Genomic DNA, 26,259 nt, shown 5'->3' on the forward strand with positions numbered 1-26,259 from the left:
CACTCGTCAACCTTTGACGCCAACCTTGGAACCTGCGCTCAGGCCGGACGCAGCCAGATCGTGGCCAGCGGCGGCAGTACCGGCAGGAGGCTGGCCGGGCGGCCGTGGGCGGCCGTCGGCTCGGCCTTCAGGGGTTCCGGATTGCGGACGCCGCTGCCGCCGTACCGCTCGTCGTCCGTGTTCAGCACTTCCCGCCACAGCGGGACCGTGTCCGGTACGCCCACCCGGTACGCGTGCCGCACCACCGGCGAGAAGTTGCTGACCGCCAGCAGCGGGGAGCCCTCCGCGTCGAAGCGGAGGAAGGCGAAGACGTTGTCCTCGTGGCCATCCCCCTCCACCCACGCGAACCCCTCCGGCTCCGTGTCCCGCTGCCACAGTGCCGGTGTCGCCGCGTAGGCCCGGTTGAGGTCGCGGACCAGGTCGCGCACGCCCCGGTGGTCGGGTTCGGCGGAGTACGAGGGGTCCAGCAGCCACCAGTCGGGACCGTGGCGCTCCGACCACTCCGCCCCTTGCGCGAACTCCTGCCCCATGAAGAGCAGTTGCTTGCCCGGATGTGCCCACATGAAGCCGAGGTACGCCCGGTGGTCGGCGCGCTGCTGCCACCAGTCGCCCGGCATCTTGCTCACCAGCGCGCGCTTGCCGTGCACCACCTCGTCGTGCGAGATGGGGAGGACGTAGTTCTCGCTGTACGCGTACACCATCGAGAACGTCATCTCGTGGTGGTGGTACTTCCGGTGCACCGGCTCGTGTGCCAGGTAGCCGAGCGAATCGTGCATCCACCCCATGTTCCACTTCAGCCCGAAGCCGAGCCCGCCGAAGCCGCTCGGACCCACGTGGTGGGTGGACCGGGTGACGCCGTCCCAGGCCGTGGACTCCTCGGCGACGGTCACGACGCCGGGGCAGCGGCGGTAGACCGTCGCGTTCATCTCCTGGAGGAACGCCACCGCGTCCAGGTTCTCGCGGCCGCCGTGCGCGTTGGGCGTCCACTGGCCGGGCTCGCGGGAGTAGTCGAGGTAGAGCATGGACGCCACGGCGTCCACCCGCAGACCGTCGATGTGGAACTCCTCGCACCAGTAGACCGCGTTCGCGACCAGGAAGTTCCGCACCTCCGTGCGGCCGTAGTCGAATTCGAGCGTCCCCCAGTCGGGGTGTGCGGCCCGCTGCGGGTCGGCGGGTTCGTACAGCGGCCTGCCGTCGAACTCCGCGAGCGCCCACGCGTCCCGGGGGAAGTGCGCGGGCACCCAGTCCACCAGCACGCCGATGCCCGCCCGGTGCAGCGCGTCGACCAGGTGCTTGAAGTCGTCCGGCGTGCCGAGGCGGGCCGTGGGCGCGTAGAACCCGGTCACCTGGTAGCCCCAGGAGCCGCCGAATGGATGCTCGGCCACCGGCATCAGCTCGACGTGGGTGAAGCCGAGGTCCTTGACGTACGCGGGAAGCTGCTCGGCCAGCTGCCGGTAGGTCAGCCCGGGCCGCCACGACGGCAGGTGCACCTCGTACACCGAGAACGGCAGCTCGTGCACGCGCCCGCCGTCCCGCCGCGCCATCCAGTCCTCGTCGCGCCAGTGGTGGTGCGAGGCGTGCACGACGGAGGCGGTCGCGGGCGGGCACTCGGTACGCCGTGCCATCGGGTCCGCGCGCAGCGTGCGGCTGCCGTCGGGCCGGGTGATCTCGAACTTGTACAGCGCGCCCTCGCCGACGCCCGGCACGAACAGCTCCCATACGCCGCTGGAGCCGAGCGAGCGCATCGGGAAGCCGGTGCCGTCCCAGTGGCAGAAGTCCCCGGTGACCCGGACCCCGCGCGCGTTCGGCGCCCAGACGGTGAACCGCGTCCCGGCCACCCCGTGGTGCGTCATCGGCCGCGCGCCGAGCGCCCGCCACAACTCCTCGTGGCGGCCCTCGCCGATGAGGTGCAGATCGAGTTCGCCGAGGGCGGGCAGGAACCGGTACGGGTCGTGGACCCGCACCTCGGCGTCGTCGTACGCCACGAGCAGCTGGTAGTCGGGGACGTCCGCCAGCGGCACCACCCCCGAGAACACCCCGTCCCCCTCGCCCCGGAGCCGCGCCCGCAGCCCGTCGGCGACGATGGTGACGGCCCGCGCGTACGGCCGCAGCACCCGGAACCGGACGCCGCCGGGGTCGGGGTGCGCGCCGAGGAGAGCATGCGGATCGTGATGCTCCCCACCGATCAGCCGCCCCCGCTCCTCCGCCCCGAGCGGCTCCGCGGCCCGGACCATGTGCTCATCGCCCGGCCCGGGCACGGGACCGCTCCCGGGCGCGGTGCGGACGCCGCCCGCCCCGCCGGGCCCCCGCCCCTCGGCCGCTCCCGCTCCGCCCCCACCGGGCCCCGCCTCTCCGGTGCCCCCGGCGCCGCACGCCCGCGGCGCCCGAGGCTCGGGCGCCGACCCGTACGACGGCCGCGGGCTGGGCTTGATGCCCGCGGATTGCGGTGAGGCGGGGTCTTCGCCGGGGGACCCGGGTGCCCGGAGCCCCGCTTCGACGTCCGGGGCGTCGGCCGGGGCCGCGTCCGGGCGTTCCGGCCGGGCCTCGGCCCTGCGCGCCGGGCCCCTGGCCGATCGGGCCGGGAGGAACGTGGGTGGGACCGCCGGGCCCGTCCTGGGGCCGGTGGTGGCCGGGTCGGGGCCCGGGCCCTCGTCGGACGGGTGCTGGCCGGACGGCGGTCGTGCGGTCACGGGGTGGTCCTCCCGGGGGTGTCGGAGGGTGTTGGAGGGGGCGTCGGAGGCGGGTGTGTCGGAGGGGATCAGCGGACGGCGGCCAGTCGGCGGATCGCGGTCATCGGGACCGGCAGCCAGTCGGGGCGGTGGCGGGCCTCGTAGAGGACCTCGTACACCGCCTTGTCGGTCTCATGGGCACGCAGCAGCTCCGGCTCGTCGCGCGGGTCCGCGCCGGAGGCCTCCGCGTACCCCGCGCAGTACGCGTCACGCGTGCGCTCCGCCCAGTCCTGCGCGGTGTCCTGGCCGCCCACGGCCGCCGCGTAGTCGAAGGAACGGAGCATTCCGGCGAGGTCGCGGACCGGCGGCTGCGGGCGGCGGCGTTCGGCGAGCGGACGGGACGGCTCGCCCTCGAAGTCGATCAGCGACCACTGCCGTTCCGCCGTCAGCAGGGCTTGTCCCAGGTGCAGATCGCCGTGGATGCGCTGGGCCGCCCAGGTGCGCCCGGCGCGGCCGAGGGCGGCGACGTCCTCGTACGCGGCGTGCAGCGCGGCCCGGTACGGCTGGAGCACGGGCACCGCGGCGGCGGTCGAGTCGAGGCGTTCGCTCATGGCGGCCGCGAGGTGTTCGATCTGTGGGCGGCGCAGTACGGAGACGGGGAGCGCGTCGGCCATCGCGAGGTGCACCTCGGCGGTGGCCTGGCCGAGGGCACGGGCGGCGTCGGTGAAGTCGGCGCGTACGGCGAGGGCGTCGAGGGCGAGCTGCCAGCCGTCGGTGGACCCGGCGAGGTAGGGCTGGAGGACACCGAGGGTGAACGGCTCCGGGCGCGGGCCGGGCCCCTCCGGCGGCGGGGCGGCCTCGAACCAGGCGGCCGGGGCGGGCACCCGGGTGCAGGCGGTGCGGGCGAGGGCGAGGGGGAGTTCGAGGTCGGGGTTGGTGCCGGGGCTGACCCGCCGGAAGAACTTGAGGATGAACGTATCGCCGTACACCACGGAGGAGTTGGACTGCTCGGCGGTGACCAGGCGGGGCGGCAGGATGGACGGGATGGCGCTGGAGGGTTCGCGGACGAAGCGCAGCGGGCCCAGGCGGCCGGGGACGCGCAGCCGCTCCAGGAGGAGCGAGGCGAGGCGGGGGTCGGCCAGCGCCTCGTACACGGTGCGGCCGTCCAGCGGTCCGCCGCTGGGGTGGCCGACGAGGGCGGGGGCGAGGGAGGGCGGCAGGGTGGAGCGGACGCCGAGCAGGATCTGGTAGCAGTCGCTGGCGGCCGCGCCACGGCGGTGGCCGCAGCCGAAGCCGTGGCGGTGGCCGGGCGGTTCCGGCTGCTGGGCGCGGACGAGCAGATGGAGCAGCCCGGGGGACGCGCCGTCGGGTGGGCAGGGCAGTATCTCGGTCGCGGAGACGAGGGCGAAGCCGGTGACGGGGCGGCCCTTGCCCGCGAACCAGCGCTGCCGGGGGAGCCACTCGGCGAGCAGTGGCGCGAGCGACCCGAGCAGCCCGGTCGGACCGGCGTTCGGGCTTGCCGTCGTGGCGGATGAAGGGGGGTCGGCTGGCGGTACAGCGGTCGGCGGGTGGTGTGCCCCCCGGGAGAATGAAGCTTCCGGCATGGCGTCGCGTCCTTTCCCCGGGCACACGACAGATCAGGGCAAAGTGTCCCGGATTGCGGCATTGACTGTGCGACGGTGCGGGACGTGTCGGGCGAGGATCGTCCGTACGGCGAGTACGGAGTACGCGATCGGCTCCGCCGGTGGCGGTACGTAGTCAGAGTGCCCATGAACCCATGACGAAAACGCCGCCTTCGCCCAAAGGGCCTGTTTCCCCCACCCTGCCCCGCCCCGCCCTCGTCCCCGCCCGGGCCTGGGCTGGGCAGGGCGGCACGGGGGCGGCCCCGGAGGGGCGGGGTGGGGGAGTGCGCCCGGGGCCGGGCTACAGCGGGGTGCGGGGTGCGGGGTCGGCTCGGCGTAGGCGGAACCAGTAGAAGCCGTGGCCCGCCAGGGTGAGCAGGTAGGGGAGCTCGCCGATGGCGGGGAAGCGGACGCCGCCGATCAGTTCGACCGGGTGGCGGCCAGCGAAGGACTGGAGGTCCAGCTCCGTCGGCTGGGCGAAGCGCGAGAAGTTGTGCACGCACAGCACCAGGTCGTCCTCCCCGTCCGGGGTCCGCGGGGCCTCGCGGAGGAACGCGAGGACGGCGGGGTTCGAGGAGGGCAGCTCGGTGAAGGAGCCCAGCCCGAACGCCGGGTTCTGCTTGCGGATCTCGATCATCCGCCGGGTCCAGTGGAGCAGGGAGGACGGCGAGGACATGGACGCCTCGACGTTGGTGACCTGGTACCCGTACACCGGATCCATGATCGTCGGCAGGAAGAGCCGCCCCGGATCGCAGGAGGAGAAGCCCGCGTTGCGGTCGGGGGTCCACTGCATGGGGGTGCGCACGGCGTCGCGGTCGCCGAGCCAGATGTTGTCGCCCATGCCGATCTCGTCGCCGTAATACAGGATCGGCGAGCCCGGCAGCGACAGCAGCAGAGCCGTGAACAGCTCGATCTGGTTGCGGTCGTTGTCCAGCAGCGGGGCGAGCCGCCGCCGGATGCCGATGTTGGCGCGCATGCGCGGATCCTTGGCGTACTCCGCGTACATGTAGTCGCGCTCTTCGTCGGTCACCATTTCCAGCGTCAGCTCGTCGTGGTTGCGCAGGAAGATGCCCCACTGGCAGCCGGACGGGATGGCCGGGGTCTTGGAGAGGATCTCGGAGACCGGGTAGCGGGACTCGCGCCGCACCGCCATGAAGATGCGCGGCATGACCGGGAAGTGGAAGGCCATGTGGCATTCGTCGCCGCCCGCCTCGTAGTCGCCGAAGTAGTCGACGACGTCCTCCGGCCACTGGTTGGCCTCGGCGAGCAGCACCGTGTCGGGGTAGTGGGCGTCGATCTCGGCGCGGACGCGCTTGAGGAGTTCATGGGTGCGGGGGAGGTTCTCGCAATTGGTGCCCTCCTCCGCGTACAGATACGGCACGGCGTCGAGCCGGAATCCGTCGATACCGAGGTCCAGCCAGAAGCGCAGGGCGGCCAGTACCTCTTCCTGGACGGCCGGGTTCTCGAAGTTGAGGTCCGGCTGATGCGAGAAGAAGCGGTGCCAGTAGTACTGCTTGCGTACCGGATCAAAGGTCCAGTTGGACGTCTCGGTGTCGACGAAGATGATGCGGGCGTCCTGGTACTGCTTGTCGTCGTCGGCCCAGACGTAGTAGTCGCCGTACGGTCCGTCCGGATCGGTACGGGACTCCTGGAACCACGGATGCTGATCACTGGTGTGGTTCATGACAAAATCGATGATGACGCGCATGCCGCGCTGGTGCGTGGCGTCCACGAACTCGACGAAGTCGGCGAGATCCCCGAACTCCGGCAGCACGGCCGTGTAGTCCGAGACGTCGTAGCCGCCGTCGCGCAGCGGGGAGGCGAAGAAGGGCGGCAGCCAGAGGCAGTCGACGCCCAGCCACTGGAGGTAGTCGAGCTTGGCGGTGATCCCCTTGAGGTCGCCGACACCGTCGCCGTTGCTGTCCTGGAAGGAGCGGACCAGCACTTCGTAGAAGACGGCGCGTTTGAACCAGTCGGGGTCACGGTCCTTGGCCGGGGTGTCTTCGAACTTGTCCGGTACAGGCTCGTTGACGATCATGTTGTGGGTGACCCTCCGATCGGTGAGGACGGTCGCAGGGAGAGCACGTGCGCGGGGGCCATGTCACGCCCAGGCTCCAGGCGCACGTAGTTGTCCCTGCCCCAGTGGTAGGTCTCGCCGGTGAGCTCGTCGCGCACCGGGACGGACTCGTGCCAGTCGAGGCCGAGTTCCGGCATGTTCAACGAGACCGTCGCCTCCTGGGTGTGGTGGGGGTCCAGGTTGACGACGGTGAGCACGCACGAGTCGCCCGTGCGCTTGGAGTAGACGATGACGGAGTCGTTGTCGGCGTGGTGGAATCGGAGGTTGCGCAGCCGGCGCAGGGCGGGGTGCCGCCGGCGCAGCCGGTTGAGCCGGGTGAGCAGGGGGGTGAGCGACTCTCCGGTACGCTCCGCGCCCGCCCAGTCGCGCGGGCGCAGCTGGTACTTCTCGGAGTCGAGGTACTCCTCGCTCCCGGCCCGCAGCGGGGCGTTCTCGCACAGCTCGTAGCCCGCGTAGACACCCCAGGTGGGGGAGAGGGTGGCGGCGAGGACGGCCCGGACCGCGAAGGCCGGGCGGCCGCCGTCCTGAAGGTAGGCGTGGAGGATGTCGGGGGTGTTGACGAAGAAGTTGGGCCGCATCCAGGCGGCCGCGTCCCCGGACAGTTCGGTGAGGTAGTCGGTCAGCTCCTGCTTGTCGTTGCGCCAGGTGAAGTACGTGTACGACTGCTGGAAGCCGATCATGCCGAGCGTGTTCATCATCGCGGGCCGGGTGAACGCCTCGGCGAGGAAGAGGACATCGGGGTCGGTGCGGTTGATGTCCCCGATCACCTTCTCCCAGAAGACCACGGGCTTGGTGTGCGGATTGTCGACCCGGAAGATCCGCACTCCGTGGGACATCCAGAACCGCAGCAGCCGCTCGGTCTCGCGCACGAGGCCGGGGAAGTCGGCGTCGAAGGCGATGGGGTAGATGTCCTGGTACTTCTTGGGCGGGTTCTCGGCGTGCGCGATCGTCCCGTCCGCGCGCCGGTGGAACCACTCGGGGTGCTCGGTGACCCAGGGGTGGTCGGGCGAGCACTGGAGCGCGAAGTCGAGCGCCACCTCCATGCGCAGCTCGCGCGCCCGGGCCACGAAGTGGTCGAAGTCGTCCAGGGTGCCGAGGTCGGGGTGGATCGTGTCGTGGCCGCCGTCCGGGGAGCCGATCGCCCAGGGGGAGCCGACGTCGAAGGGGCCGGCGGAGAGTGTGTTGTTGGGGCCCTTGCGGTACGCGGTGCCGATGGGGTGGACGGGCGGCAGATAGACGACGTCGAACCCGGCGGCGGCGACGGCGGGCAGCCGCTCGGCGGCGGTGCGCAGCGTCCCGCTGACCGGCCGCCGCCCCTCTACCACCTTGGCGCCCTCGGAGCGCGGGAACAGCTCGTACCAGGAGCCGAACAGCGCCCGTTCCCGCTCGACCTGGAGCGGCATCGGGCGCGAGGAGGTGACCAGTTCGCGCAGCGGATGCCGGTCGAGCGCGGCGGTGACCTCGGGGGCGAGGGCCGCGGCGAGCCGGTCGGCCACCTGGCGGCGCTCGTCGCGCAGCCCGTCGACGGCGCCGAGCACCGCTTCCCGGCCGTCGCTCTTGGGCACTCCGGCCGCGGCTCTCTCGTGCAGCCGGGCGCCTTCCTCCAGCACCAGGTCGGTGTCGATCCCGGCCGGGATCTTGATACGGGCGTGATGGCGCCAGGTGGCGACGGGGTCGCTCCACGCCTCGACCGTGTACGACCAGCGACCGGGCGCGGTGGGGGTGATCTCGGCGCCCCAGCGGTCGGTGCCGGGGGCGAGCTCGCGTAAGGGGGTCCACGGACCGGACCGTCCGGCCGGATCGCGGAGGACGACATTGGCGCTGACCGCGTCGTGGCCCTCCCGGAACACGGTGGCACTGACCTCGAGGGTCTCGCCCACGACCGCCTTGGCGGGGCGGCGGCCGCAGTCGATCAGCGGACGGATATCCAGGATGGGAATACGACCGATCATAGGATCACCTGACGGCATCGCGGGCTGATGTGCGGAGGGCGCTTGATGGTCGGCGGCGGCTTCTGTCCTTTGTATAGGCTTTACCGCCGGGCGATGGGTTGCGGGCATGACAGCTCCTGTCCGCGTTCACTCTGGTGGGCGGATGAGGTCGGCCATGGGGGGCGCGTTCGGGAAGCCTTCCCACCGGACACCGGGAGACAATCCGGGTTCCCGTGAACTACCGGTTCGTAACGCGGGGTACACGAAGCGGCCCCGCGCGTATCCGTGCGGGGCCGATAATATGACCGTAATCGTGGGGGGCGGCAGACGCCATGTCAGCCGCCCTGCGCGGATGCCGCGTCAGCCGCCCACGGCGGACGCGGCGTCAGCCGCCGTGTCAGCCGCCGTGTCAGCCGCCGTGTCAGCCGCCCACCCGCAGCAGGCGGTTCGGCGCGCCGCGCCCCGGGCTCCGTACGGCTCCCTCGGTCGCCGCCGCCGTGAGCGCCGCGCTCACCCGGGCCGGGGTCGCCGAGCGGTGGGCGGCGAGGTAGAGCGCCGCCGCGCCCGCGACATGGGGCGCCGCCATCGACGTACCCGACAGCGTCGCCGCCGCCGTGTCGCTCGTGCGGGACGCCGACACGATCCGGTCGCCGGGCGCGAACAGGTCGACCACCGGGCCGTAGTTGGAGAACGGCGAGCGGCGGTCGGCGCGGTCCGTCGAGCCCACCGTGATCGCCTCGGGCACCCGGCCCGGCGAGTACGCGCCCGCGGACCGGCCCGCGTTGCCCGCCGCGATGGTGAAGGTGAGACCGGCGCGCACTCCGGCGCGAACGCCAGCGTCCCACTCTGGGACCGGCCCCGCGATCGCCGACCCCAGGCTCAGGTTCACCACCGACGGCTTCCGGGCGTGCCGCAGCACCCAGTCCAGACCGGCCAGCACCTCGGCGCTGGTGCCCTCGCCCCGGTCGTCCAGCACCCGGACCGCGACGACGTCGGCCTTCTTCGCCACGCCGTACTGCGCGCCCGCGGCGGTCGCGGCCACATGGGTGCCATGACCGTTGCCGTCCTGCGCCACCGGGTCGTCGTCCACGAAGTCCCAGCCGGAGCGGGCCCGGCCGCCGAAGTCCCGGTGGCTGGTGCGCACTCCGGAGTCGATGACGTAGATCGTCGTCCCGCGCCCGCCGCCGGACGGTGCCGTATACGACCCGTCCAGCGCGGCCCCGGCGGGCTGATCGATCCGGTCCAGGCCCCATGACGGCGGGTACGGCTGGGTCGTCGCGGCGGCGGTGGGGGCGGTGGCGCGCAGCGACACCTCGGCGTCCCGGGTCACCGAGGCGACGCCCGGGTCCGCCGCGAGCCGTCTCGCCTGCGCCTCGTCCGCCCGCACGGCGAAGCCGTTCAGCGCCCTGCTGTAGGTGCGGCGCACCGTCGCGCCGTACCTCTCCACGAGGCCCCTGCCCGGTCCGGACGACGCCGAGGGCGCCCCCGCCCCCCGTTGCAGCGTCACGATGTACGTGTGGTGCGCGGCTGGGCCCGCGGCCTGGGCGGGCAGTGCCGCGCCCGTCAGCACCACCGCGGCGGCGGCCAGCGCCCCGGCCGTCCGGCGGCGGCTTCTGCTCCTCCTGTGCGGGCTCCTTCTGTGCGGGCTCCTCCTGTGCGCCATGGACGATCCCTCCCACCCTCCCCGATGCGAAGGCGGCCAGGGTCTCGTGGGGAGGGGACCCCGACAAGTGCGCATCAGGGGGCCCACCGCGCGCGCGGCGCGCGGTGGGCCCGTTCCGGCGCCTACTTGTAGGAGATGTCGGACTCCTTGTAGAGGCAGGTCTTGCTGTCCGGGCCGGAGCCGGTCTCCTCGGGCTCCTCACCGGTGTCGTTGCCCTTGAAGCGGACGCAGGGGTCGATCTTCTTGCCGCTGTCGCCGATGATCGTGATGTTGCTGAGCTTCGCGGTGTCCCCGAAGTTCTCGTTGACGCCGACCAGCGACTTGCCCGGCGCGGTCACCTCCACGCCGTCCACCACCACCGCGCGCTTCTGCTGCTTCGAGCAGTTGCCGCACGAGCGGTAGAGCTTGCCGAAGTCCTGCACGGCGAAGTCGCGGATGGTGAGCGTGCCGCCGCCGTTGTGCTGGAAGACCTTGTCGTCGGCCTTGCGTGCGCCGCCGCCCGTGATCGTGTACTTCGCGTTGGCGCCGCCCAGGAAGGTCGCGGCGTCCTCGCCGACGTCCTCCCACCAGACGTTCTGCAGGGTGCAGCTGCCCTCGCAGTGGATGCCGTCGGCGGCGGGGGAGCCGATGACGACGTTCTTCAGCGTGGCGCCGTCGGCGAGTTCGAACATCGCGGGCTGGCCCTCGTCCTGGCCGCCGTCGCCGAGTTCGCCCTCGCCGATGTAGCGCCGCATCTCGCCGTCGACGACCCCGGAGATCTTCTGCGTCGAGCTGACCGGCTTGTCGTCACCGGGGGTGGGCCACTCGGCGGACGCCGAGGCCGAGGAGAGCATCGTCCCCGCCGTGATCGCGCCGATGGTGAGGGCCGCGGCGCCGAGGCCGCCGATCAGGGCGCGCTTGCGGGTGGGACGCGGTCTGTGGTGTTGCCGTGCCATGTGTATCCATTCCGTGGGGGGAGTGGGGGGATCATGTACACCCTGAAGTCGCCACCGGAACGGGAGACGTTGCCGCCCGGCCCGCAAAAAAATCACGGACCGGGCGGCGGACCTCACCTGCGTGCGATGCCTACTTGTAGGTGATGTCGGAGCTGCTGTACTTGCAGTACGTGCCGTCGGCGTTGCTGCCGTTCTTCGTCGGCTCCTTGCCGGTGTTGTTCCCGATGTACTTCTGACACGGGACGATCTTCTTGCTGCTGTCCCCGACGATCGTGACCTTGCGCAGGGTCAGCGAGTCGCCGTAGTTGGTGTTGATCCCGCCGATGACCTTGCCCGGCGCGGTGATCTCGGTGTTGGTCACGTTGATCGTGCGCTTGTACTGGCTGGAGCAGTTGCCGCAGGAGCGGACGAAGGTCGAGAAGTCCTGTCCGGCGAAGTTGGAGATGTTGAGCGTGCCGCCGCCGTTGAACTGGAAGATCTTGTCCGAGGCCTTGCGGGCGCCGCCGCCGATGACGTTGTACGTCTCGCCGGTGCCGCGGAAGGTGGCGGCGTCCTCGCCGACGTCCTCCCACCAGACGTTCTGCAGCGTGCAGCTGCCCTTGCAGTGCACGCCGTCGGCGGCCGGGGAGCCGAGGATGACGTTCTTCAGCGTCGCGCCGTCGGCCAGCTCGAACAGCGGGCCCTGGTCCTCGTTCTGGTTGTCCGAGCCGAGGTCGCCGTCGCCGTAGTAGCGCTTCATGCCGCCGTCGGTGGTCCCGCTGACGGGGATCGTCTTGGTGACCGCCTGCGGGCTGCCGCTCGGCGTGGGCCAGCTGGCGGCTGAGGCGGCCGACAGGGAAAGCCCGGTGGTGATCGCACCCGCGGTGAGGGCGATGGCGCCGAGGGCACCGCCCAGCGCGAGTCGTCTGGTGCTGCGTTCTGCCATATCAGCTCCTTGTGCGGAAGGGGGTGATGCGGGAGGGAAGGGGGTTCAGGGGGTCTTGATGGACGGCCGCGGAGGGGTGGCCATCTTGTTGCCGATGAAGAAGCTGGGGTGCGGCGGCTGGTTGTAGCCGGTGTTCTGCCAGGCCAGCGCCTCGCGGTACTGCCGGTCGTGCAGCAGCGTGGTGATCCGCCGGTCGGTCTCGTACGGCGTGGAGTAGATCCGCAGCGCCGTGTTGTCGCTGGTCGGCCAGATGACCTCCTCGCGCCAGTCGCCGAGGATGTCGCCCGCCAGCGACGGGTTGGCCTTGGTGCCGTTGTTGGAGTGCACCCCGGAGGCGGTGAGCTGCCGGGACTCGCCCGACGTGCCGTACTTGTCGACGCGCGTACCGTCCAGCAGCTCGCGCACCGGGTCGCCGTCCCACCAGGACAGGAAGTTCATGGAGGAGGGCTTGCGGCCCTTGGTGGCACCGGAGGCCGAGCGGATCTGGTCGTCCTTCGCGGACCACATCTCGGCGCCGTCGTTGCCCGCCCAGATGTCACCGGCCACACCGCGCCCGTTGTCGCCGTTGGCCCCGGTCGTCCAGAGCACCTGGCCGGTCTTGGCGTCGGCCAGGTACGAGGACGGCTTGGAGGAGTCCTCGTCGACCTTGAAGTACTCCAGGCCCGGCCGGGACGGGTCGAGGTCGCCGAGGTGGGCCGCGTCGCCGTGGCCGTTCTTCGTCGTCCACAGCCCGGAGCCGTTGTCGTCCACGGCCATCGAGCCGTAGACGATCTCGTCCTTGCTGTCGCCGTCCACATCGCCGATGGTCAGCGCGTGGTTGCCCTGCCCGTCGTAGCCCTTGCCGCTGTTGGTGGAGCTGTTCGTGTCGAACGTCCACTTGCGGGTCAGCTTGCCGCCCTTGAAGTCCCAGGCGGCGATGACGCTGCGGGTGTAGTAGCCGCGCGCCGCGATCAGGGAGGGCGTGGAGCCGTTCAGATACGCCGTCCCGGCGAGGAAGCGGTCCACCCGGTTGCCGTACGAGTCGCCCCACGAGGAGACCGTGCCGCGCGCCGGGACGTAGTCCACGGTGTCCAGCGCGGCCCCGGTGCTGCCGCTGAACATCGTCAGGAACTCGGGGCCGCTCAGGACGTAGCCGCCGGAGTCGCGGTGGTCGGCGGACGCGCTGCCGATCGTCTTGCCCGCGCCGTCGACCGTGCCGTCCGCGGTCTTCATCGCGACCTCGGCCTTGCCGTCGCCGTCGTAGTCGTACACCTGGAACTGGGTGTAGTGCGCGCCGGAGCGGATGTTGCGGCCCAGGTCGATGCGCCACAGCCGCTTGCCTTGGAGGGTGTATCCGTCCACGACCGTGTTGCCGGTGACGCCGGACTGCGAGTTGTCCTTCGCGTTCGTCGGCTGCCACTTGAGGACGAGATCGAGGTCGCCGTCGCCGTCCAGGTCCCCCACGGAGGCGTCGTTGGCCTCGTACGTGTAGCCGGAGCCGGCGGCCGGGGGCGAGATCGGGACATCGAGGTAGCCCGAGCGGAACGCGAGGGCCGCGGGCGAGGCGGCCTGCTCGGTGCCGCCCACGACGGCGCGCACCGTGTACGTCTCGGTGGCCGCCGCGCCCTTGTCCAGGTAGTTGGTCGAGCCGGTGATCGGGGACGCGTTGACCTTGGTGGAGCCGCGGTAGACGTTGAACGCGACGTTGGCCGGGTCGGTGGCCAGCCAGCGCCAGCTGACCAGGTTGTCGCTGCCCGAGCGGACGCTGACCAGGCCCCGGTCCAGCTTCTCCAGCTGGGCGGCCACGGCCTTCGCCTTGGTCCCCTTTTTGGCTTCGGCGTCCGTCTCGGCGGCTCCCGAGATGCCCGCCAGACCGGTGACGGCCAGCCCGGCCACCGCGATTGCCGCGGCCAGCGTCCGGGGGCGGCCGAGCCGCCCGCGCGCGGCGTGTCTGGGCGGGTGACCGGGTGCGGGCTGCGATTCGTCCCGGATACGCACGGGGCCTCCAAGGCATGGGGGGAGTGAACGCCCCCTAGTGGTCGCCCTGGCCGGAAAGGTTGCCGCCTCCCGACCGAACTTCGCGGGGCTCGGGCGAAACAGCCGAAACGGGGGCGCGTCGGCCGCTACCGTCGAAGGTGTGAAGGCCATCCGTCGCTTCAGCGTGCGTCCCGTGCTCCCGGAACCCCTACGACCGCTCCACCGACTGGCGCGCAATCTGCGCTGGTCGTGGCATCCCGAGACCCGCGAGCTGTTCGAGGCCATGGACCCCGAGGGCTGGCGGGAGTGCCGAGGCGACCCGGTGCGGCTGCTGAGCGCCGTCCCCGTCGCCCGGCTGGCGGAACTCGCCACCGACCGCGGGTTTCTGCGGCGGCTCGGGGCGGTCGCCGAGGATCTGGACGACTATCTGACCGGCCCCCGCTGGTACCAGGGCCGCACGGCGTCCCCGGACCGGTCGGACGGCGCGGCCCCGCCGGGCCAGCCGGGCCGCCCGGACCACGTGGACCAGCCGGACGAGCCGGAACACCCGGACCAGCCCGGGCGCTTGGGTCAGTCGGGGCACCTGGGTCGGCCGGACCCACTGGGCCCCGTCGGTCAGCCGGGCCGCCCGGGCCGGATGGGGCAGCCGGACCACCCAGGCCATGTGGGCCAGCCGGGGCACCTGGGCCAGCCGGACCGTACGGCCGACTTGGGCCAGCCGGACCGTACGGGCGACCCGGGCCAGCCGCACCGGCCGGAGGGACCGGCCGGGCGGTCGGCCCGGCCGGGCCCTCCGGACGGCGTCCGGGAGTCGGGGGGAATCGACGAGCCCACCCGACTCCCAGCCGCCGTCGCCTACTTCTCGCCGGAGTTCGGCATCACCGCCGCCCTGCCCCAGTACTCCGGCGGTCTCGGCATCCTCGCCGGTGACCACCTCAAGGCCGCCAGCGACCTCGGCGTCCCCCTCATCGGCGTCGGACTGCTCTACCGCCACGGCTACTTCCGGCAGTCCCTCTCCCGCGAGGGCTGGCAGCAGGAGCAGTACCCCGTCCTCGACCCCAACGAGCTGCCCCTCTCCCTGCTCCACGAGCACCGGCCCGGCGCGGGCACCGGCCAGCCCGCCAGGGTCACCCTCGCCCTCCCCGGGGGCCGCCCGCTGCACGCCCACATCTGGCAGGCCCAGGTCGGCCGGGTGCCGCTGCTGCTGCTCGACTCGGACGTGGAGGGCAACGGCCCCGGCGAGCGCGAGGTCACCGACCGGCTCTACGGCGGCGGCAGCGAACACCGGCTGCTGCAGGAGATGCTGCTCGGCATCGGCGGCGTGCGCGCGGTGCGCGCGTACTGCCGTATCACCGGGCACGCCGCGCCCGAGGTGTTCCACACCAACGAGGGCCACGCCGGGTTCCTCGGCCTGGAGCGCATCCGCGAACTCATGGAAGAGGGGGCGGCCGACTTCGACGCCGCCCACGAGACCGTACGGGCCGGGACCGTCTTCACCACCCACACCCCGGTCCCCGCCGGGATCGACCGGTTCGACCGCGACCTGGTCGCCCGTCACTTCGGGGAGGACGGCGAACTGCCCGGCATCGGCACCGAGCGCGTCCTCGCCCTCGGCCGCGAGACCTACCCCGGCGGCGACCCCGGCGTCTTCAACATGGCCGTCATGGGGTTGCGGCTGGCCCAGCGCGCCAACGGGGTCTCCACCCTCCACGGCCAGGTCAGCCGCGAGATGTTCGCCGGGCTCTGGCCCGGCTTCGACGCCGACGAGGTGCCCATCACCTCCGTCACCAACGGCGTCCACGCGCCCACCTGGCGGGCCCCCGAGGTCACCCGGCTCGGCGCCCGCCAGTTCGGCCACCTCCCCGCCGGTGAGCTGTGGGAGCTGCGCCGCACCCTGCGCAAGCAGCTCGTCGCGGAGGTACGGCAGCGGCTGTACGCGTCGTGGCGGCAGCGCGGCGCGGGCACCGCCGAACTGGGCTGGATCGACTCCGTCCTCGACCCCGACGTCCTCACCATCGGCTTCGCCCGCCGCGTCCCCTCGTACAAGCGGCTCACCCTGATGCTGCGCGACCGCGACCGGCTCACCGAACTGCTGCTGCACCCCGAGCGGCCGGTCCAGATCGTCGTCGCGGGCAAGGCCCACCCGGCCGACGACGGCGGCAAGCGGCTCGTCCAGGAACTCGTCCGGTTCGCCGACGACGCCCGGGTGCGGCACCGCCTCGTCTTCCTGCCCGACTACGGCATGGGCATGGCCCAGAAGCTCTACCCCGGCTGCGACGTCTGGCTCAACAACCCGCTGCGCCCGCTGGAGGCGTGCGGCACCAGCGGGATGAAGGCCGCCCTCAACGGCTGTCTCAACCTCTCCGTCCTCGACGGCTGGTGGGACGAGTGGTACGAGCCCGATTTCGGCTGGGCCATCCCCACCGCGGACGGCTCCGCCGTCGACGACGACCGCCGCGACGACCTGGAGGCGACCGCGCTCTACGAGCTGCTGGAGACCCGGGTCGCACCGCAGTTCTACGACCGGGGACCCGACGGACTCCCCGGCCACTGGATCGACATGGTGCGCCAGACCCTCACCACCCTCGCCCCCAAGGTGCTCGCGGGACGCATGGTGCGCGAGTACGTCGAGCGGCTCTACGCCCCGGCCGCCCGCGCCCACCGCGCGCTGGACACCGGGACGGCCGGTCGGCTGTCCGCCTGGAAGGCCCAGGTCCGCGAGGCCTGGCCGCAGGTGACCGTCGACCACGTGGAGACCCGGATCACCCCGCCCGCCCCGGGCGGCGCCGCCGAACTCGGCTCCGCGCTCTCCCTCCGCGTCCAGGTCCGCCTCGGCGGCCTCGACACCGCCGATGTCGAGGTGCAGGCCGTCGCGGGCCGCGTCGACGACGGCGACCAGCTGACCGACACCACCGCCATCCCCCTCAAGCCCACCGCGGGCCCCGACGACGAGGGCCGCCACCTCTACGAAGGCCCGCTCGCCCTCGACCGCACGGGCCCCTTCGGCTACACCGTCCGCGTCCTCCCCGCCCACCCCCTGCTGGCCTCCCCGGCCGAACTCGGCCTCACCGCACTCCCGTCGGATTCCACCTCCGAGGTCGCGGGAGTCCTGATGCGCTGAACCCCTGTGCGCCGACCCCTCCGTTGAACGGACGACGAACAATGCGGGAGCGGCCCGGGCTGATCTGCGCGGGCCATGAGATCTCCCTGCCGAGGGTGCCGCTGAACAAGGGGGACCACTTCAAGCTGCTGGTGCTGCTGACCGGGGACGGCACCGACAAGCCGCCGCATGTGGGCGGGCGCATCAAGGAAGGCCGGATCCGGAACAACGAGAAGTTCCGGCGGCCCAGCAACCGGGTGCTGGGGCTCATCGGCAGCCTGCTGGCCCTGCTGATGTTCCAGTCGTTCGGCACCCAGCTGTGGCAGGTCGAACCGCTGCCGCGCGGATGCGCCGAGGGGGATCTGACGGTTGTCGGCTCGACGGCGTTCAGCCCGGTGGCGCGGGACCTGGGCCGGGCGTACGAGAGCGACTGCCGCGGCGCCCGCGTCCAGGTGCGGGCCGAGGGCAGCGGGCGCGGCACCGGCACGCTGCGCGAGGTGGGCGAGACGGCGAAGGGCGCGTTCCCCGCGTACGTCGCCTTCTCCGACGGTCCGGACGGGGAGGACGATCCGAAGCTCAAGGAGCATCTGGTGGCGCTGTCCGTCTTCACCATGGTGGTGAACAAGGACGTCCGGCTGCCGGATCTCTCGCTCGCGGATCTGCGCGGGCTCTATTCGGGCCGCATCACCAACTGGAAGCAGCTGCCCGGCGGACCCGATCTGCCGGTGCGGCTGGTGAGCCGGGACGCGAAATCGGGGACGCGCGGGGTGTTCGAGGGCCGGGTGCTGGGCGACAACGAGATCTCCCGGACCTCCGACAACTATCGAGACGGTGCGGAGGCGGACGTACCCCTTCTGGGAGCCCGAGTACGCGTACACCTATGGACGGCCGCCCGCCAACTCCCTGACGTCGAAGTTCCTTGACTATCTGGCGGGTGACACCGGACGGAACCTCATCGAGACCCACGGCCACCTGCCGTGCTCCGTCCCGGAGAACCAGGAAGCCTGCCGACTGGCCGCCGGGCCCCGCTGACTCCCCTGCCGTTCTCCTGATGCACGTGCAGAAGGTCGTGCAACCGCACGATCGGACGTATCGTCCTGCACACCGAGACGCAACACGTGCGACGAAAGCGAACACGGATGACAGCGGACGACGGGTTCCTGGGCCACCTCGAACAGCACCTCGGAAACATCCGGCACATCGAGTCGGACCACTCCGGCAGCGGCGGCACCGGCCCCCGCGGCTACGACCTGGTCGAGTTCCACACGCCCGACCCCGGGATCAGCACGGTGATCACCAATGGGCTGCGCTTCCAGTCCCTCACCGCGACGCACCCGCAGGAACTGGTGTGCAGTCTGGGGGAGGGGCAGCGGGAGATCGCCCGCTACGTCGTCGACAGCATGGCCGGGGTGCTGCTGGGGCAGGGGCGCGGGCTGGAGTACGGGGCGGTCGTCGTGAACGACCGGCCGGTCTTGGAGGGGACGGAGATGCACGGCGTCCTCGCGCATCCGAGCCCGTACTTCGGGGGCGAATTCGACCTGTTCCGCGACGCGTCCGGGGAGCCCGTGGCGCAGATCATCACCCTGATGCCGGTGACGGCCGCCGAGGCCGCCCTGGTCGAGGCGGAGGACGCCGACGAGCTGTTCGAGCGCTTCTGGGCGAAGCGGCCCAATCTGCTGGACGTCACCCGCCCCTCGGCTGTCTGAACGCCCGCTCCCCAGGCATCGGCCGGGCGGGTCACGGGACCCGCCCGGCCGTTCAGTCCGGGACTACTTCACGTTGACGCCGCCCCACGCGTTGTTGACCGTCTTGTACTCGGTGCTGTTCGCGCCGTACAGCTTCTTCGCGGCGTTGAGCGTCGCGGTGCGCGCCTTGGCGTAGTTGGTGGTCGAGGTCATGTACGTGGTCAGGGCCTTGTACCAGATCTTCTCGGCCTTGGCGCGGCCGATGCCCTTGACGACCCGGCCGTCCTTGGTCGGGCTGTTGTACGTGACACCGCCGATCACCTTGCGGCCACTGCCCTCGGCCAGCAGGTAGAAGAAGTGGTTGGCGATGCCGGACGTGAAGTGCGGGTCGTCCTCGCCGACGCCGCTCTTCCAGTAGTCGTAGGACAGGCCGTCCTTGCTGGGCTTGTCCATGTAGCGCAGCGGGGTGCCGTCGCCGTTGATGTCGATCTTCTCGCCGATGAGGTAGTCGCCCGGGTCCTTGGCGTTCTTGGCGTAGAACTCGACGGCGGTGCCGAAGATGTCGGAGGTGGCCTCGTTGAGGCCGCCCGACTCGCCGCTGTACTCCAGGTTGGCGGTGGCCGAGGTGAGGCCGTGGCTCATCTCGTGGCCCGCGACGTCGAGCGAGGTGAGCGGCTTCTTGTCACCCTCGCCGTCGCCGTAGGTCATGCAGAAGCACTCGTCGTCCCAGAAGGCGTTGACGAACCCCGTGCCGTAGTGGACGCGGGAGTAGGCGGCCTTGCCGTTGTTCTTGATGCCGTTCCGGCCGAGGACCTTCTTGTAGTAGTCCCAGGTCATGGCGGCGCCGTAGTGGGCGTCCACGGCGGCGGTCTGCGCGATGGTGGGCTTGCCGTTGCCCCACACGTTGTTGGGGTCGTAGAACGCCGACCCCTTGCCGCTCTCCTTGTGCTTCAGGTTGTACGTCTGGTGGCCGCCGCGCGCGGTGTCCTTCAGCAGCCACTGGCTGCCGCTCTTGACCGAGCCGACGGTGACCTTGCCGTTGTGCTGGCCGGTGCCGGTGCCGTTCTCGATGGCCTGGTACTCGTACAGCTTCTTGCCGGTGTCGGCGTCCGTGATGACGTGCATCCGGCTCGGCGTGCCGTCCTTCTGGGTGCCGCCGATGACCGTCTCGTACGCGAGGACGGGCTTGCCGGAGGCGGCCCAGATCACCTTGCGCGGGGCGCGCTCGGTGGCGGCGCCGGTGACGTCGGCTGCCTTCGCGGCGGCCAGGGCGGTCCGCTGGGCACCGGAGGCGGCGAAGGTGGCCCGGGTGTCGGCGACCTTGATGTCGGCGTCCGTCGCCTTGGTGACGCCGTCCTTGGCGCCGCTCGGCGTCTCGTGGACGATCAGGTCGCCGCCGAGGACGGGGAGCCCGTCGTAGGTGCGCTCGTAGCGGGTGTGGGTGGAGCCGTCGGCGTCCTTGATGACATCACGGACGATCAACTTCTCCTTGCCGCCCAGCCCGAGGGACGTGGCGGCGGAGGACTCGGGAGTGGCCGCGGCCGCGGGGCCCGCGGTGGCACCGGTGGCGAGCAGGGCGGCGGCCAGGGTCGCCGCTCCGGCGGCGAGGGTGGTACGCGAGCGTCTGTGACGGGCTATGCCGGATATGGCAGACGTCGAGCGTGAATCCACGCGTATCTCCTGTTGTAAAAGGAAGTTGACCGACGTATCGGTCAACCCGGCAAAGATGTGTCTTTGCTGTGAAGAAAACATACCGGTGCCCGGGGACAAACCCCGGGCACCGGCCGCATGTTGTGCGTTACGCATCGGTAACGCCGCTCGTTCCGCCTGAGATTGAGCTACTTGACGTTGACTCCGGCCCAGGCGGCGTCCACGCCTTTGGACTCGGCGCTGCCATCCCCATAGAGGTCGTTCGCGGCCTTCAGGGTTGCCTCACGCGCCGCCTTGTAGTCCGTGGTGGAGGTCATGTACGTGGTCAGGGCCTTGAACCAGATCTTCTCGGCCTTGTCCCGCCCGATGCCCTCGACCTTCTTGCCGTCGGAGGTCGGGCTGTCGTACTTGACGCCGCCGATCTCCTTGGCGCCGCTGCCCTCGGAGAGCAGGTAGAAGAAGTGGTTGGCGACCCCGGAGGAGTAGTGGACGTCGAGGTCGCCGACCTTCTCGGACCACTCGTCCGCGGACTGCCCGTCCTTGCTGGGCTTGTCCATGTAGCGCAGCGGGGTGCCGTCGCCGTTGATGTCGATCTTCTCGCCGACGAGGTAGTCGCCCGGGTCCTCGGTGTTCTTCGCGTTGAACTCGACGGAGCTGCCGAAGATGTCGGAGGTGGCCTCGTTGAGGCCGCCGGACTCGCCGCTGTACTCCAGGCCCGCGGTCTTGGAGGTGACGCCGTGGGTCATCTCGTGCGCCGCGACGTCGAGGGCGGTCAGCGGGGCCTTGTTGCCCTCGCCGTCGCCGTACGTCATGCAGAAGCAGGAGTCTTCCCAGAAGGCGTTGACGTAGCTGTCGCCGTAGTGGACGCGGGACGTGGCGGCCTTGCCGTCGCCGCCGATGCCGTCGCGGCCGTGCACGTTCTTGTAGTAGTCCCAGGTCGTGGCGGCGCCGTAGTGGGCATCGACGGCGGCGGTCTGCGGGTCGTCGCCCTTGCCGTTGCCCCAGGCGTCGTCCTCGTCGGTGAACGCCTTGCCCTCGCCGTCCTCCTTGTTCTCCAGGTTGAGGGTCTTGTGGCCGCCGCGGTCGCCGTCGGTCAGGGTGAAGCCGCTGCCTTCCTTGGAGGTGCCCAGCTCCACCTTGCCGCTGTACTGGCTCTGGCCGCTGCCGGTTTCGACGCCCTGGCGCTCGTAGAGCTTCTTGCCGGTGGCCGCGTCGGTGATGACGTGCAGCTCGTTCGGCGTGCCGTCCTTCTGGACGCCGCCGACGACGGTCTCGTACGCGAGGACGGGCTTGCCGTCGGCGGCCCAGATCACCTTGCGCGGGGTCTGCGCCTTCGCGTCCTTGCTGTCGTCAGCCTGGGCGGCCTTCACCGCGGTCCGGGCCGCACCGCTGGGGGCGGCCTCGGCCTTCGTGGTGGCGACCTTGACGGTGGCCTTCGTGGCCTTGCTGACGCTGTTCACCTTGCCGCTTCTGGCCTGGTGGACCACCAGGTCGCCGCCGAGGACGGGGAGTCCGTCGTAGGTGCGGTCGTAGCGGGTGTGGGTGGTGCCGTCGGCGTCCTTGATGACGTCCTTGACGACCAGCTTCTCCTTGGCGCCGAGGCCGATGGACTTCGCCGTCTCGGCCTTGGTGGCGTTCGCGTCGCGCAGCAGCTCGGCGCGGGCGGACGCGGTGAGCTTGGCGGGCAGCGCGCCCGCCCTGGCGTCCGCGTCGGCCGGTGCGGCACCGGCCGAGCCGGTGGTCAGCCCGGTGGCCAGCAGCGCCGCCGTGGCGACCGCGGCACCGGCGGCGATCGCCGAACGGCGCTTTCCGCCACCGGATATGGGCATGCTGAAGGTCTTGCTCACGCTAACTCCCTCGTTGCTGTGGGGGGTCAGTGCCGGGCAGCGGGAAGCGCGGCACGGCACTGAACAAGAGGTACTGGTGCGTAATGCGTGGGCAGACTGTCATACAAGCCGCGGACATGTCACGGGTTTCCTGGCGGGTCTAGCCGAATTTGTTCATGGAAACGCAGGCCGCGCGGGGGAAAAAACATGGAGACGCCGCCAGGAGGAGTCGGGTCACTCCTGGCGGCGTCTGGTTCTGAGCGAACTTCGCTGACGCTATGTCAGAAAGTCATCTTCCAGCCGTTGATGGTGCCGGAGTCCGACGCGTAGACGTCCTGGACCTTGAGGTTCCAGATGCCGACCGCCGTCTCGGACGAGGCGTCCACGGTGTACGTGGTCTTCACGTCGTCGGCCGAGTCGAAGATGCTGGAGCCCTTGAGCCGGTAGGCCGTACCGTCCGGGGCGACCAGGTCGATCACCAGGTCACCGCGGTAGCTGTGGGTGATGTCCACGGTCACCTGGAGTGCGGACGGGGCGTTCCCGGCGCGGCTCACGGTGATCGGCGAGTTGACCGCGCTGCCGCCGTCCGGAATGGCGACGTCCGTGGTGCTCTCGAAGACGTTGCCGCCGGTGGTGTTGACGGTCCAGGTGAACGACACGGTGCCGGTCTCGCCCGTCGCGTCGGTCACCGTCACGGTCACCGCGCTGGAGCCCTCGGTGGTCGGGGTTCCGGAGATCACGCCGGTGGCCGAGTCGAGGGACAGGCCCGCGGGCAGCCCGGTGGCCGCGTAGCTCAGCGCGCCCGCGTTGGAGCTGGTGGCCTTGATCTGCAGGCTGGTGGCCTGGCCGACGATGCTGGTCTGGTCGCCGGGCGGGGTGACGCTGACGCCGTCGACGATCCGGGCGCCGACGTTGACCCCGGCCCAGGCGTTCGCCACCGCGTTGTACTGGGCGCTTCCCTGGCCGTACAGCTCGCCCGCCGCCCACAGCGTCGCCTCGCGCGCGGCGGCGTAGTTGGTGTTGGACGTCATGCGCTGGCTGAGCGCCTTGAACCACACCTTCTCGGCGGCGTCCCGGCCGATGCCGGTGACCGGCAGCCCGTCGGAGGTCGGGCTGTTGTAGCTGACCCCGTTGATGACCTTGGCGCCGCTGCCCTCGGAGAGCAGGTAGAAGAAGTGGTTGGCGACCCCGGACGAGTAGTGCACGTCCACGTTGCCGACGCCCGAGTACCAGTTGTCCTTGGACGCGCCGTCCTTGCTGGGCTTGTCCATGTAGCGCAGCGGGGTGCCGTCGCCGTTGATGTCGATCTTCTCGCCGACGAGGTAGTCGCCCTGGTCGTTCGCGTTGTCCGCGTAGAACTCGACCGCCGCGGCGAAGATGTCGGAGGTGGCCTCGTTGAGGCCGCCGGACTCGCCGCTGTACACCAGCTTGGCGGTGGCCGCGGTGACGCCGTGGCTCATCTCGTGCGCCGCCACGTCGATCGAGGTCAGCGGCTTGGCGTTGCCCGAGCCGTCGCCGTACGTCATGCAGAAGCAGGAGTCCTGCCAGAAGGCGTTGACGTAGTTGCTGCTGTAGTGGACGCGGGAGTACGCGCCCACGCCGTCGCCCCGGATGCCGCTGCGGCCGTGCACGTTCTTGTAGTAGTCCCAGGTCTCGGCGGCGCCGTAGTGCGCGTCGACCCCGGCGGTGGCGAGGTCGGAGGTGGCGCCGGTGCCCCACACGTCGTCGGCGTCGGTGAACAGGGTGCCGGTGCCCGAGGTGCCGCGGTTCAGGTTGTACGTCTTGTGGCCGCCGCGCCCGGTGTCGGTCAGGCTGTACGAGCCCGCGCTGCCCGAGGTGCCGAGCGCGACCTGCCCGCTGTACTGGCTGTTGCCGGTGCCGTTCTTGACGCCCTGGTACTGGAGCAGCTTCTTGCCGGTGGCCGCGTCGCTGATGACGTGCAGCTCGTTGGGCGTGCCGTCCTCCTGGAGGCCGCCGACGACGGTCTCGTACGCGAGCGTCGGCGTGCCGTTCGCCGCCCAGATCACCTTGCGCGGCGCCCGGTCGGCCCCGGTCTTCCGCGAGCCCTCCGCCTTCGCGGCCGTCACGGCGGCCTTCTCCGCGGTGGCGGGCTTGACGGCGGCGGTGGTCGTCGCGACCGTCAGCCGGGCCTTGGTGGCCTTCGCGACGGTCTCCACCGCGCCGCCCTTGGCGCGGTCCACGACCAGGTCGCCGCCGAGGACGGGGAGCCCGGCGTAGGTGCGCTCGTAGCGGGTGTGGGTGGAGCCGTCTGCGTCCTTGACGACGTCCCTGACGACCAGCTTCTCCTTGGCGCCCAGGCCCAGCGTCTTCGCGGTGGCGGCCTTGGCGGAGGCGGTGTCGGCGGCGCGGATCAGCGCGGTGCGGGCCGCGGGGGACAGCGGCGCGGGCAGCGCGCCGGGCCGGGCCTTGGCGGCCATCGTGCCGCCGGCGGCCGCATCGCCCGCGCGGGCGGTGGCGGGGCCGGTCTGCACACCGACGACGATCATCGCGGCGGCAGCCACCAGGGCGCCGGTCGCGGTGGCGCGCCGATGGGGTCTGTCGGGTCTGGAATGCCGTTGGGGGAAGGGTCTCACGCTGACTCCTTCTGCGCTGGCCGCGCGCTGGCACGGCCGTCCGGGCAGGACATGGCGGAGCAGGGTGGTACGGCGTGGGGGGATGGGGGGTGGCCCGAGGTGGTGATGAGCTGTGGAACAACTGCCGCACCTCGGTCGAGGGAAGAGTGCCATTATTGGACTCGACCTGTCAGGGGCGCGACAATAAGTTGTCCGGAAAGCGTCCGTTGACACATGTGCTGTATCCGCATATCGGATGACGGAGTGCAGTCCGAGCCACGCCACGACGTCGTCGAACGGCGCTGGCGGCGCGGCCGGTTCGCCACCGAGGCCGACGCGCCCGTCAGCCCCCCGCGGCAGCGGACCGCGGCGCTCCGCCGAGCAGCTCCCGCCGCCACCGCCAGGCGAGCGTCAGGCAGGCCCGCCCGGCGGGCAGGGTGTCCTCGTGGGCGGCGTACCCCAGCACGTTGTCCTCGGTGAAGGGGATGCCGCGATAGCCCTCGCGGGCCCGGGTGCCCACGACGAGGACGCCCTCTTCGTTGCGGTCGCCCATGGCAGCGAAGATCTCGTCGAACGCCGCCGCGTCCCAGACGCACACCAGGCAGAACTCCGGCTTCCAGGTCAGCGGGTCGAGGCCGAGCCCGAGGAGCCGCACCCGGACCTGGCCGGTGCGCAGCGCCGCCTCGAAGCGGGCGTAGGGCTCGTCGCGCGCGTAGTCGAGGGTCACCCCACCGCTTCCGGTGGCATCGGCGGCACCCAGGAACTCCTCGGCGTACTCCCGCATTGTGGTCCGCCACAGGTCCAGATCGGACTGCCAGACGGGCAGCACGTCCGCGTGCGGCTGGAACTCCCCGGCCGGAGCCACATGGGTGGTGCCCATGGCGACCGCGACCTTCCCGGCCTCGCGGCGGTGCAGGAAGAAGTACGGGTCCTCGCCCTCGACTCGGATCGTCAGGGCGCTCACCCCCGGCAGCGCGGAGCGCCGGTCCAGCGCGAAGGGGTCCAGGAGCGCGCGGCGGTACGGTCCGCTCAGCGGCCTCGCCCCGGCCCCGCCCTTGAGGTGGCGCAGCGCCTCCTCGTACGCGAGCGATTCGGTGGTGTCGAGGCCGTCGAAGTAGTGGCCGAGCGTGAAGTCGAGGCTGACCCCGGCGCCGGGGCGGTCGGCGGGCGGCGGCGTGACGTTCAGCAGACGGTAGGAGGGGCCGTTGAACCAGACGCCGGGCCGGTCGAACGCCTCGATCGAGCCCGAGTAGCTCTCCAGGTGCCGCGCCCCGGTGTCGCGCGGCCAGTACCGCAGCAGCTCCTTGCGCCGGATGGTGGGCCGCTCCTGGGGCCGCGCCTCCCGCAGCGTCATGCGGACCGCGTCCAGGGGGAGCGGGCGGTCCGGAATCCAGCCCGGCCGGGTGAGCAGGGCGAGCGCCTGGTCCGCCCGGTACTCCGCCTGGTGGGCCACACACGCGGCGCTCAACTGGGCGCGCCGCGCCTTGAGATGGTGCCGCGCCTCGACGAACCGCGCCACGCCGCGTTCCCGGCTCGCCATCCGCTGCGGCGCCCAGGCCAGCACCGCGGCCACGATCGCCACCAGCACCCCGGCGGCACCGATCGCGGTCTCCAGCTCCATGAGCCGTCCCTCCCCCGTAGACCGCG

15 protein-coding genes are annotated in these 26,259 nt (G+C 71.4%); 3 read left to right on the forward strand and 12 right to left on the reverse strand.

Going from position 1 to position 26,259, the window contains the following annotated elements; genetic code table 11:
- Nucleotides 1-38 precede the first annotated feature (38 nt).
- The 8 genes from glgB to ACZ6CL_RS03660 all read right to left on the reverse strand — a co-directional run bounded on the left by glgB (nucleotide 39) and on the right by ACZ6CL_RS03660 (nucleotide 13,799).
- Complete coding sequence (gene glgB / locus ACZ6CL_RS03625; protein ID WP_468931264.1) at nucleotides 39-2,234, reverse strand: 1,4-alpha-glucan branching enzyme; 2,196 nt, start codon at nucleotides 2,232-2,234, stop codon at nucleotides 39-41.
- Nucleotides 2,235-2,758: 524 nt separating this feature from the next.
- Nucleotides 2,759-4,273: a maltokinase N-terminal cap-like domain-containing protein gene (locus tag ACZ6CL_RS03630; RefSeq protein WP_468930648.1), complete on the reverse strand. Its 1,515-nt coding sequence runs from the start codon at nucleotides 4,271-4,273 to the stop codon at nucleotides 2,759-2,761.
- A gap of 319 nt (nucleotides 4,274-4,592) precedes the next feature.
- A complete protein-coding gene (gene treS / locus ACZ6CL_RS03635) occupies nucleotides 4,593-6,329 on the reverse strand; it encodes a maltose alpha-D-glucosyltransferase (RefSeq protein WP_468930650.1) in 1,737 nt (578 codons plus the stop codon).
- The gene (locus tag ACZ6CL_RS03640) at nucleotides 6,326-8,320 is read right to left on the reverse strand and encodes an alpha-1,4-glucan--maltose-1-phosphate maltosyltransferase (protein ID WP_468930653.1); all 1,995 of its coding nucleotides are present in this window, start codon (nucleotides 8,318-8,320) and stop codon (nucleotides 6,326-6,328) included. Before ACZ6CL_RS03640 ends, treS begins: the two co-directional genes overlap by 4 nt.
- 400 nt (nucleotides 8,321-8,720) lie before the next feature.
- The gene (locus tag ACZ6CL_RS03645) at nucleotides 8,721-9,962 is read right to left on the reverse strand and encodes a S8 family peptidase (RefSeq protein WP_468930655.1); all 1,242 of its coding nucleotides are present in this window, start codon (nucleotides 9,960-9,962) and stop codon (nucleotides 8,721-8,723) included.
- Between the two features lie 122 nt (nucleotides 9,963-10,084).
- Nucleotides 10,085-10,897 (reverse strand): pectate lyase, encoded by an 813-nt coding sequence (locus ACZ6CL_RS03650; RefSeq protein ID WP_468930658.1) that lies wholly within the window; start codon nucleotides 10,895-10,897, stop codon nucleotides 10,085-10,087.
- Between the two features lie 130 nt (nucleotides 10,898-11,027).
- The gene (locus tag ACZ6CL_RS03655; protein WP_468930660.1) at nucleotides 11,028-11,822 is read right to left on the reverse strand and encodes a pectate lyase; all 795 of its coding nucleotides are present in this window, start codon (nucleotides 11,820-11,822) and stop codon (nucleotides 11,028-11,030) included.
- A gap of 45 nt (nucleotides 11,823-11,867) precedes the next feature.
- The gene (locus ACZ6CL_RS03660; RefSeq protein WP_468930662.1) at nucleotides 11,868-13,799 is read right to left on the reverse strand and encodes a rhamnogalacturonan lyase; all 1,932 of its coding nucleotides are present in this window, start codon (nucleotides 13,797-13,799) and stop codon (nucleotides 11,868-11,870) included.
- A gap of 139 nt (nucleotides 13,800-13,938) precedes the next feature.
- Here ACZ6CL_RS03660 and glgP point away from each other — a divergent pair, with 139 nt between their 5' ends.
- The 3 genes from glgP to ACZ6CL_RS03675 all read left to right on the forward strand — a co-directional run bounded on the left by glgP (nucleotide 13,939) and on the right by ACZ6CL_RS03675 (nucleotide 18,584).
- On the forward strand, nucleotides 13,939-16,899 hold the full coding sequence (glgP, locus tag ACZ6CL_RS03665) for an alpha-glucan family phosphorylase (RefSeq protein ID WP_468930664.1): 2,961 nt from the start codon (nucleotides 13,939-13,941) through the stop codon (nucleotides 16,897-16,899).
- Nucleotides 16,900-16,940: 41 nt separating this feature from the next.
- Nucleotides 16,941-17,801: a substrate-binding domain-containing protein gene (locus ACZ6CL_RS03670; protein WP_468930667.1), complete on the forward strand. Its 861-nt coding sequence runs from the start codon at nucleotides 16,941-16,943 to the stop codon at nucleotides 17,799-17,801.
- Nucleotides 17,802-18,017: 216 nt separating this feature from the next.
- Nucleotides 18,018-18,584 (forward strand): suppressor of fused domain protein, encoded by a 567-nt coding sequence (locus tag ACZ6CL_RS03675; protein ID WP_468930670.1) that lies wholly within the window; start codon nucleotides 18,018-18,020, stop codon nucleotides 18,582-18,584.
- Between the two features lie 63 nt (nucleotides 18,585-18,647).
- Here the strand turns inward: ACZ6CL_RS03675 and ACZ6CL_RS03680 are convergent, their stop codons facing one another.
- The 4 genes from ACZ6CL_RS03680 to ACZ6CL_RS03695 all read right to left on the reverse strand — a co-directional run bounded on the left by ACZ6CL_RS03680 (nucleotide 18,648) and on the right by ACZ6CL_RS03695 (nucleotide 26,233).
- Nucleotides 18,648-20,234, reverse strand: a complete 1,587-nt coding sequence (locus ACZ6CL_RS03680; RefSeq protein ID WP_468930673.1) for a M4 family metallopeptidase — start codon at nucleotides 20,232-20,234, stop codon at nucleotides 18,648-18,650.
- A 167-nt stretch (nucleotides 20,235-20,401) separates the two neighbouring features.
- Nucleotides 20,402-22,060, reverse strand: coding sequence for a M4 family metallopeptidase (locus ACZ6CL_RS03685; RefSeq protein ID WP_468930675.1), 1,659 nt, complete (start codon nucleotides 22,058-22,060; stop codon nucleotides 20,402-20,404).
- Nucleotides 22,061-22,320: 260 nt separating this feature from the next.
- Complete coding sequence (locus ACZ6CL_RS03690; RefSeq protein ID WP_468931265.1) at nucleotides 22,321-24,546, reverse strand: M4 family metallopeptidase; 2,226 nt, start codon at nucleotides 24,544-24,546, stop codon at nucleotides 22,321-22,323.
- 409 nt (nucleotides 24,547-24,955) lie between these two features.
- Nucleotides 24,956-26,233 carry a hypothetical protein gene (locus ACZ6CL_RS03695; RefSeq protein ID WP_468930677.1) on the reverse strand — a complete coding sequence of 426 codons (1,278 nt, stop codon included), beginning with the start codon at nucleotides 26,231-26,233 and terminating at the stop codon, nucleotides 24,956-24,958.
- Nucleotides 26,234-26,259 lie beyond the last annotated feature (26 nt).

Source organism: Streptomyces sp. NPDC041200 (assembly GCF_055591805.1).

Coding starts and splice junctions, on each gene's coding strand:
- ACZ6CL_RS03670 (WP_468930667.1), top strand. CDS start 16,941: ATGCGGGAGCGGCCCGGGCTGATCTGCGCGGGCCATGAGATCTCCCTG.
- glgB (WP_468931264.1), bottom strand. CDS start 2,234: ATGGTCCGGGCCGCGGAGCCGCTCGGGGCGGAGGAGCGGGGGCGGCTG.
- ACZ6CL_RS03645 (WP_468930655.1), bottom strand. CDS start 9,962: ATGGCGCACAGGAGGAGCCCGCACAGAAGGAGCCCGCACAGGAGGAGC.
- ACZ6CL_RS03655 (WP_468930660.1), bottom strand. CDS start 11,822: ATGGCAGAACGCAGCACCAGACGACTCGCGCTGGGCGGTGCCCTCGGC.
- ACZ6CL_RS03640 (WP_468930653.1), bottom strand. CDS start 8,320: ATGATCGGTCGTATTCCCATCCTGGATATCCGTCCGCTGATCGACTGC.
- ACZ6CL_RS03695 (WP_468930677.1), bottom strand. CDS start 26,233: ATGGAGCTGGAGACCGCGATCGGTGCCGCCGGGGTGCTGGTGGCGATC.
- treS (WP_468930650.1), bottom strand. CDS start 6,329: ATGATCGTCAACGAGCCTGTACCGGACAAGTTCGAAGACACCCCGGCC.
- ACZ6CL_RS03650 (WP_468930658.1), bottom strand. CDS start 10,897: ATGGCACGGCAACACCACAGACCGCGTCCCACCCGCAAGCGCGCCCTG.
- ACZ6CL_RS03630 (WP_468930648.1), bottom strand. CDS start 4,273: ATGCCGGAAGCTTCATTCTCCCGGGGGGCACACCACCCGCCGACCGCT.
- ACZ6CL_RS03690 (WP_468931265.1), bottom strand. CDS start 24,546: ATGATCGTCGTCGGTGTGCAGACCGGCCCCGCCACCGCCCGCGCGGGC.
- ACZ6CL_RS03675 (WP_468930670.1), top strand. CDS start 18,018: ATGACAGCGGACGACGGGTTCCTGGGCCACCTCGAACAGCACCTCGGA.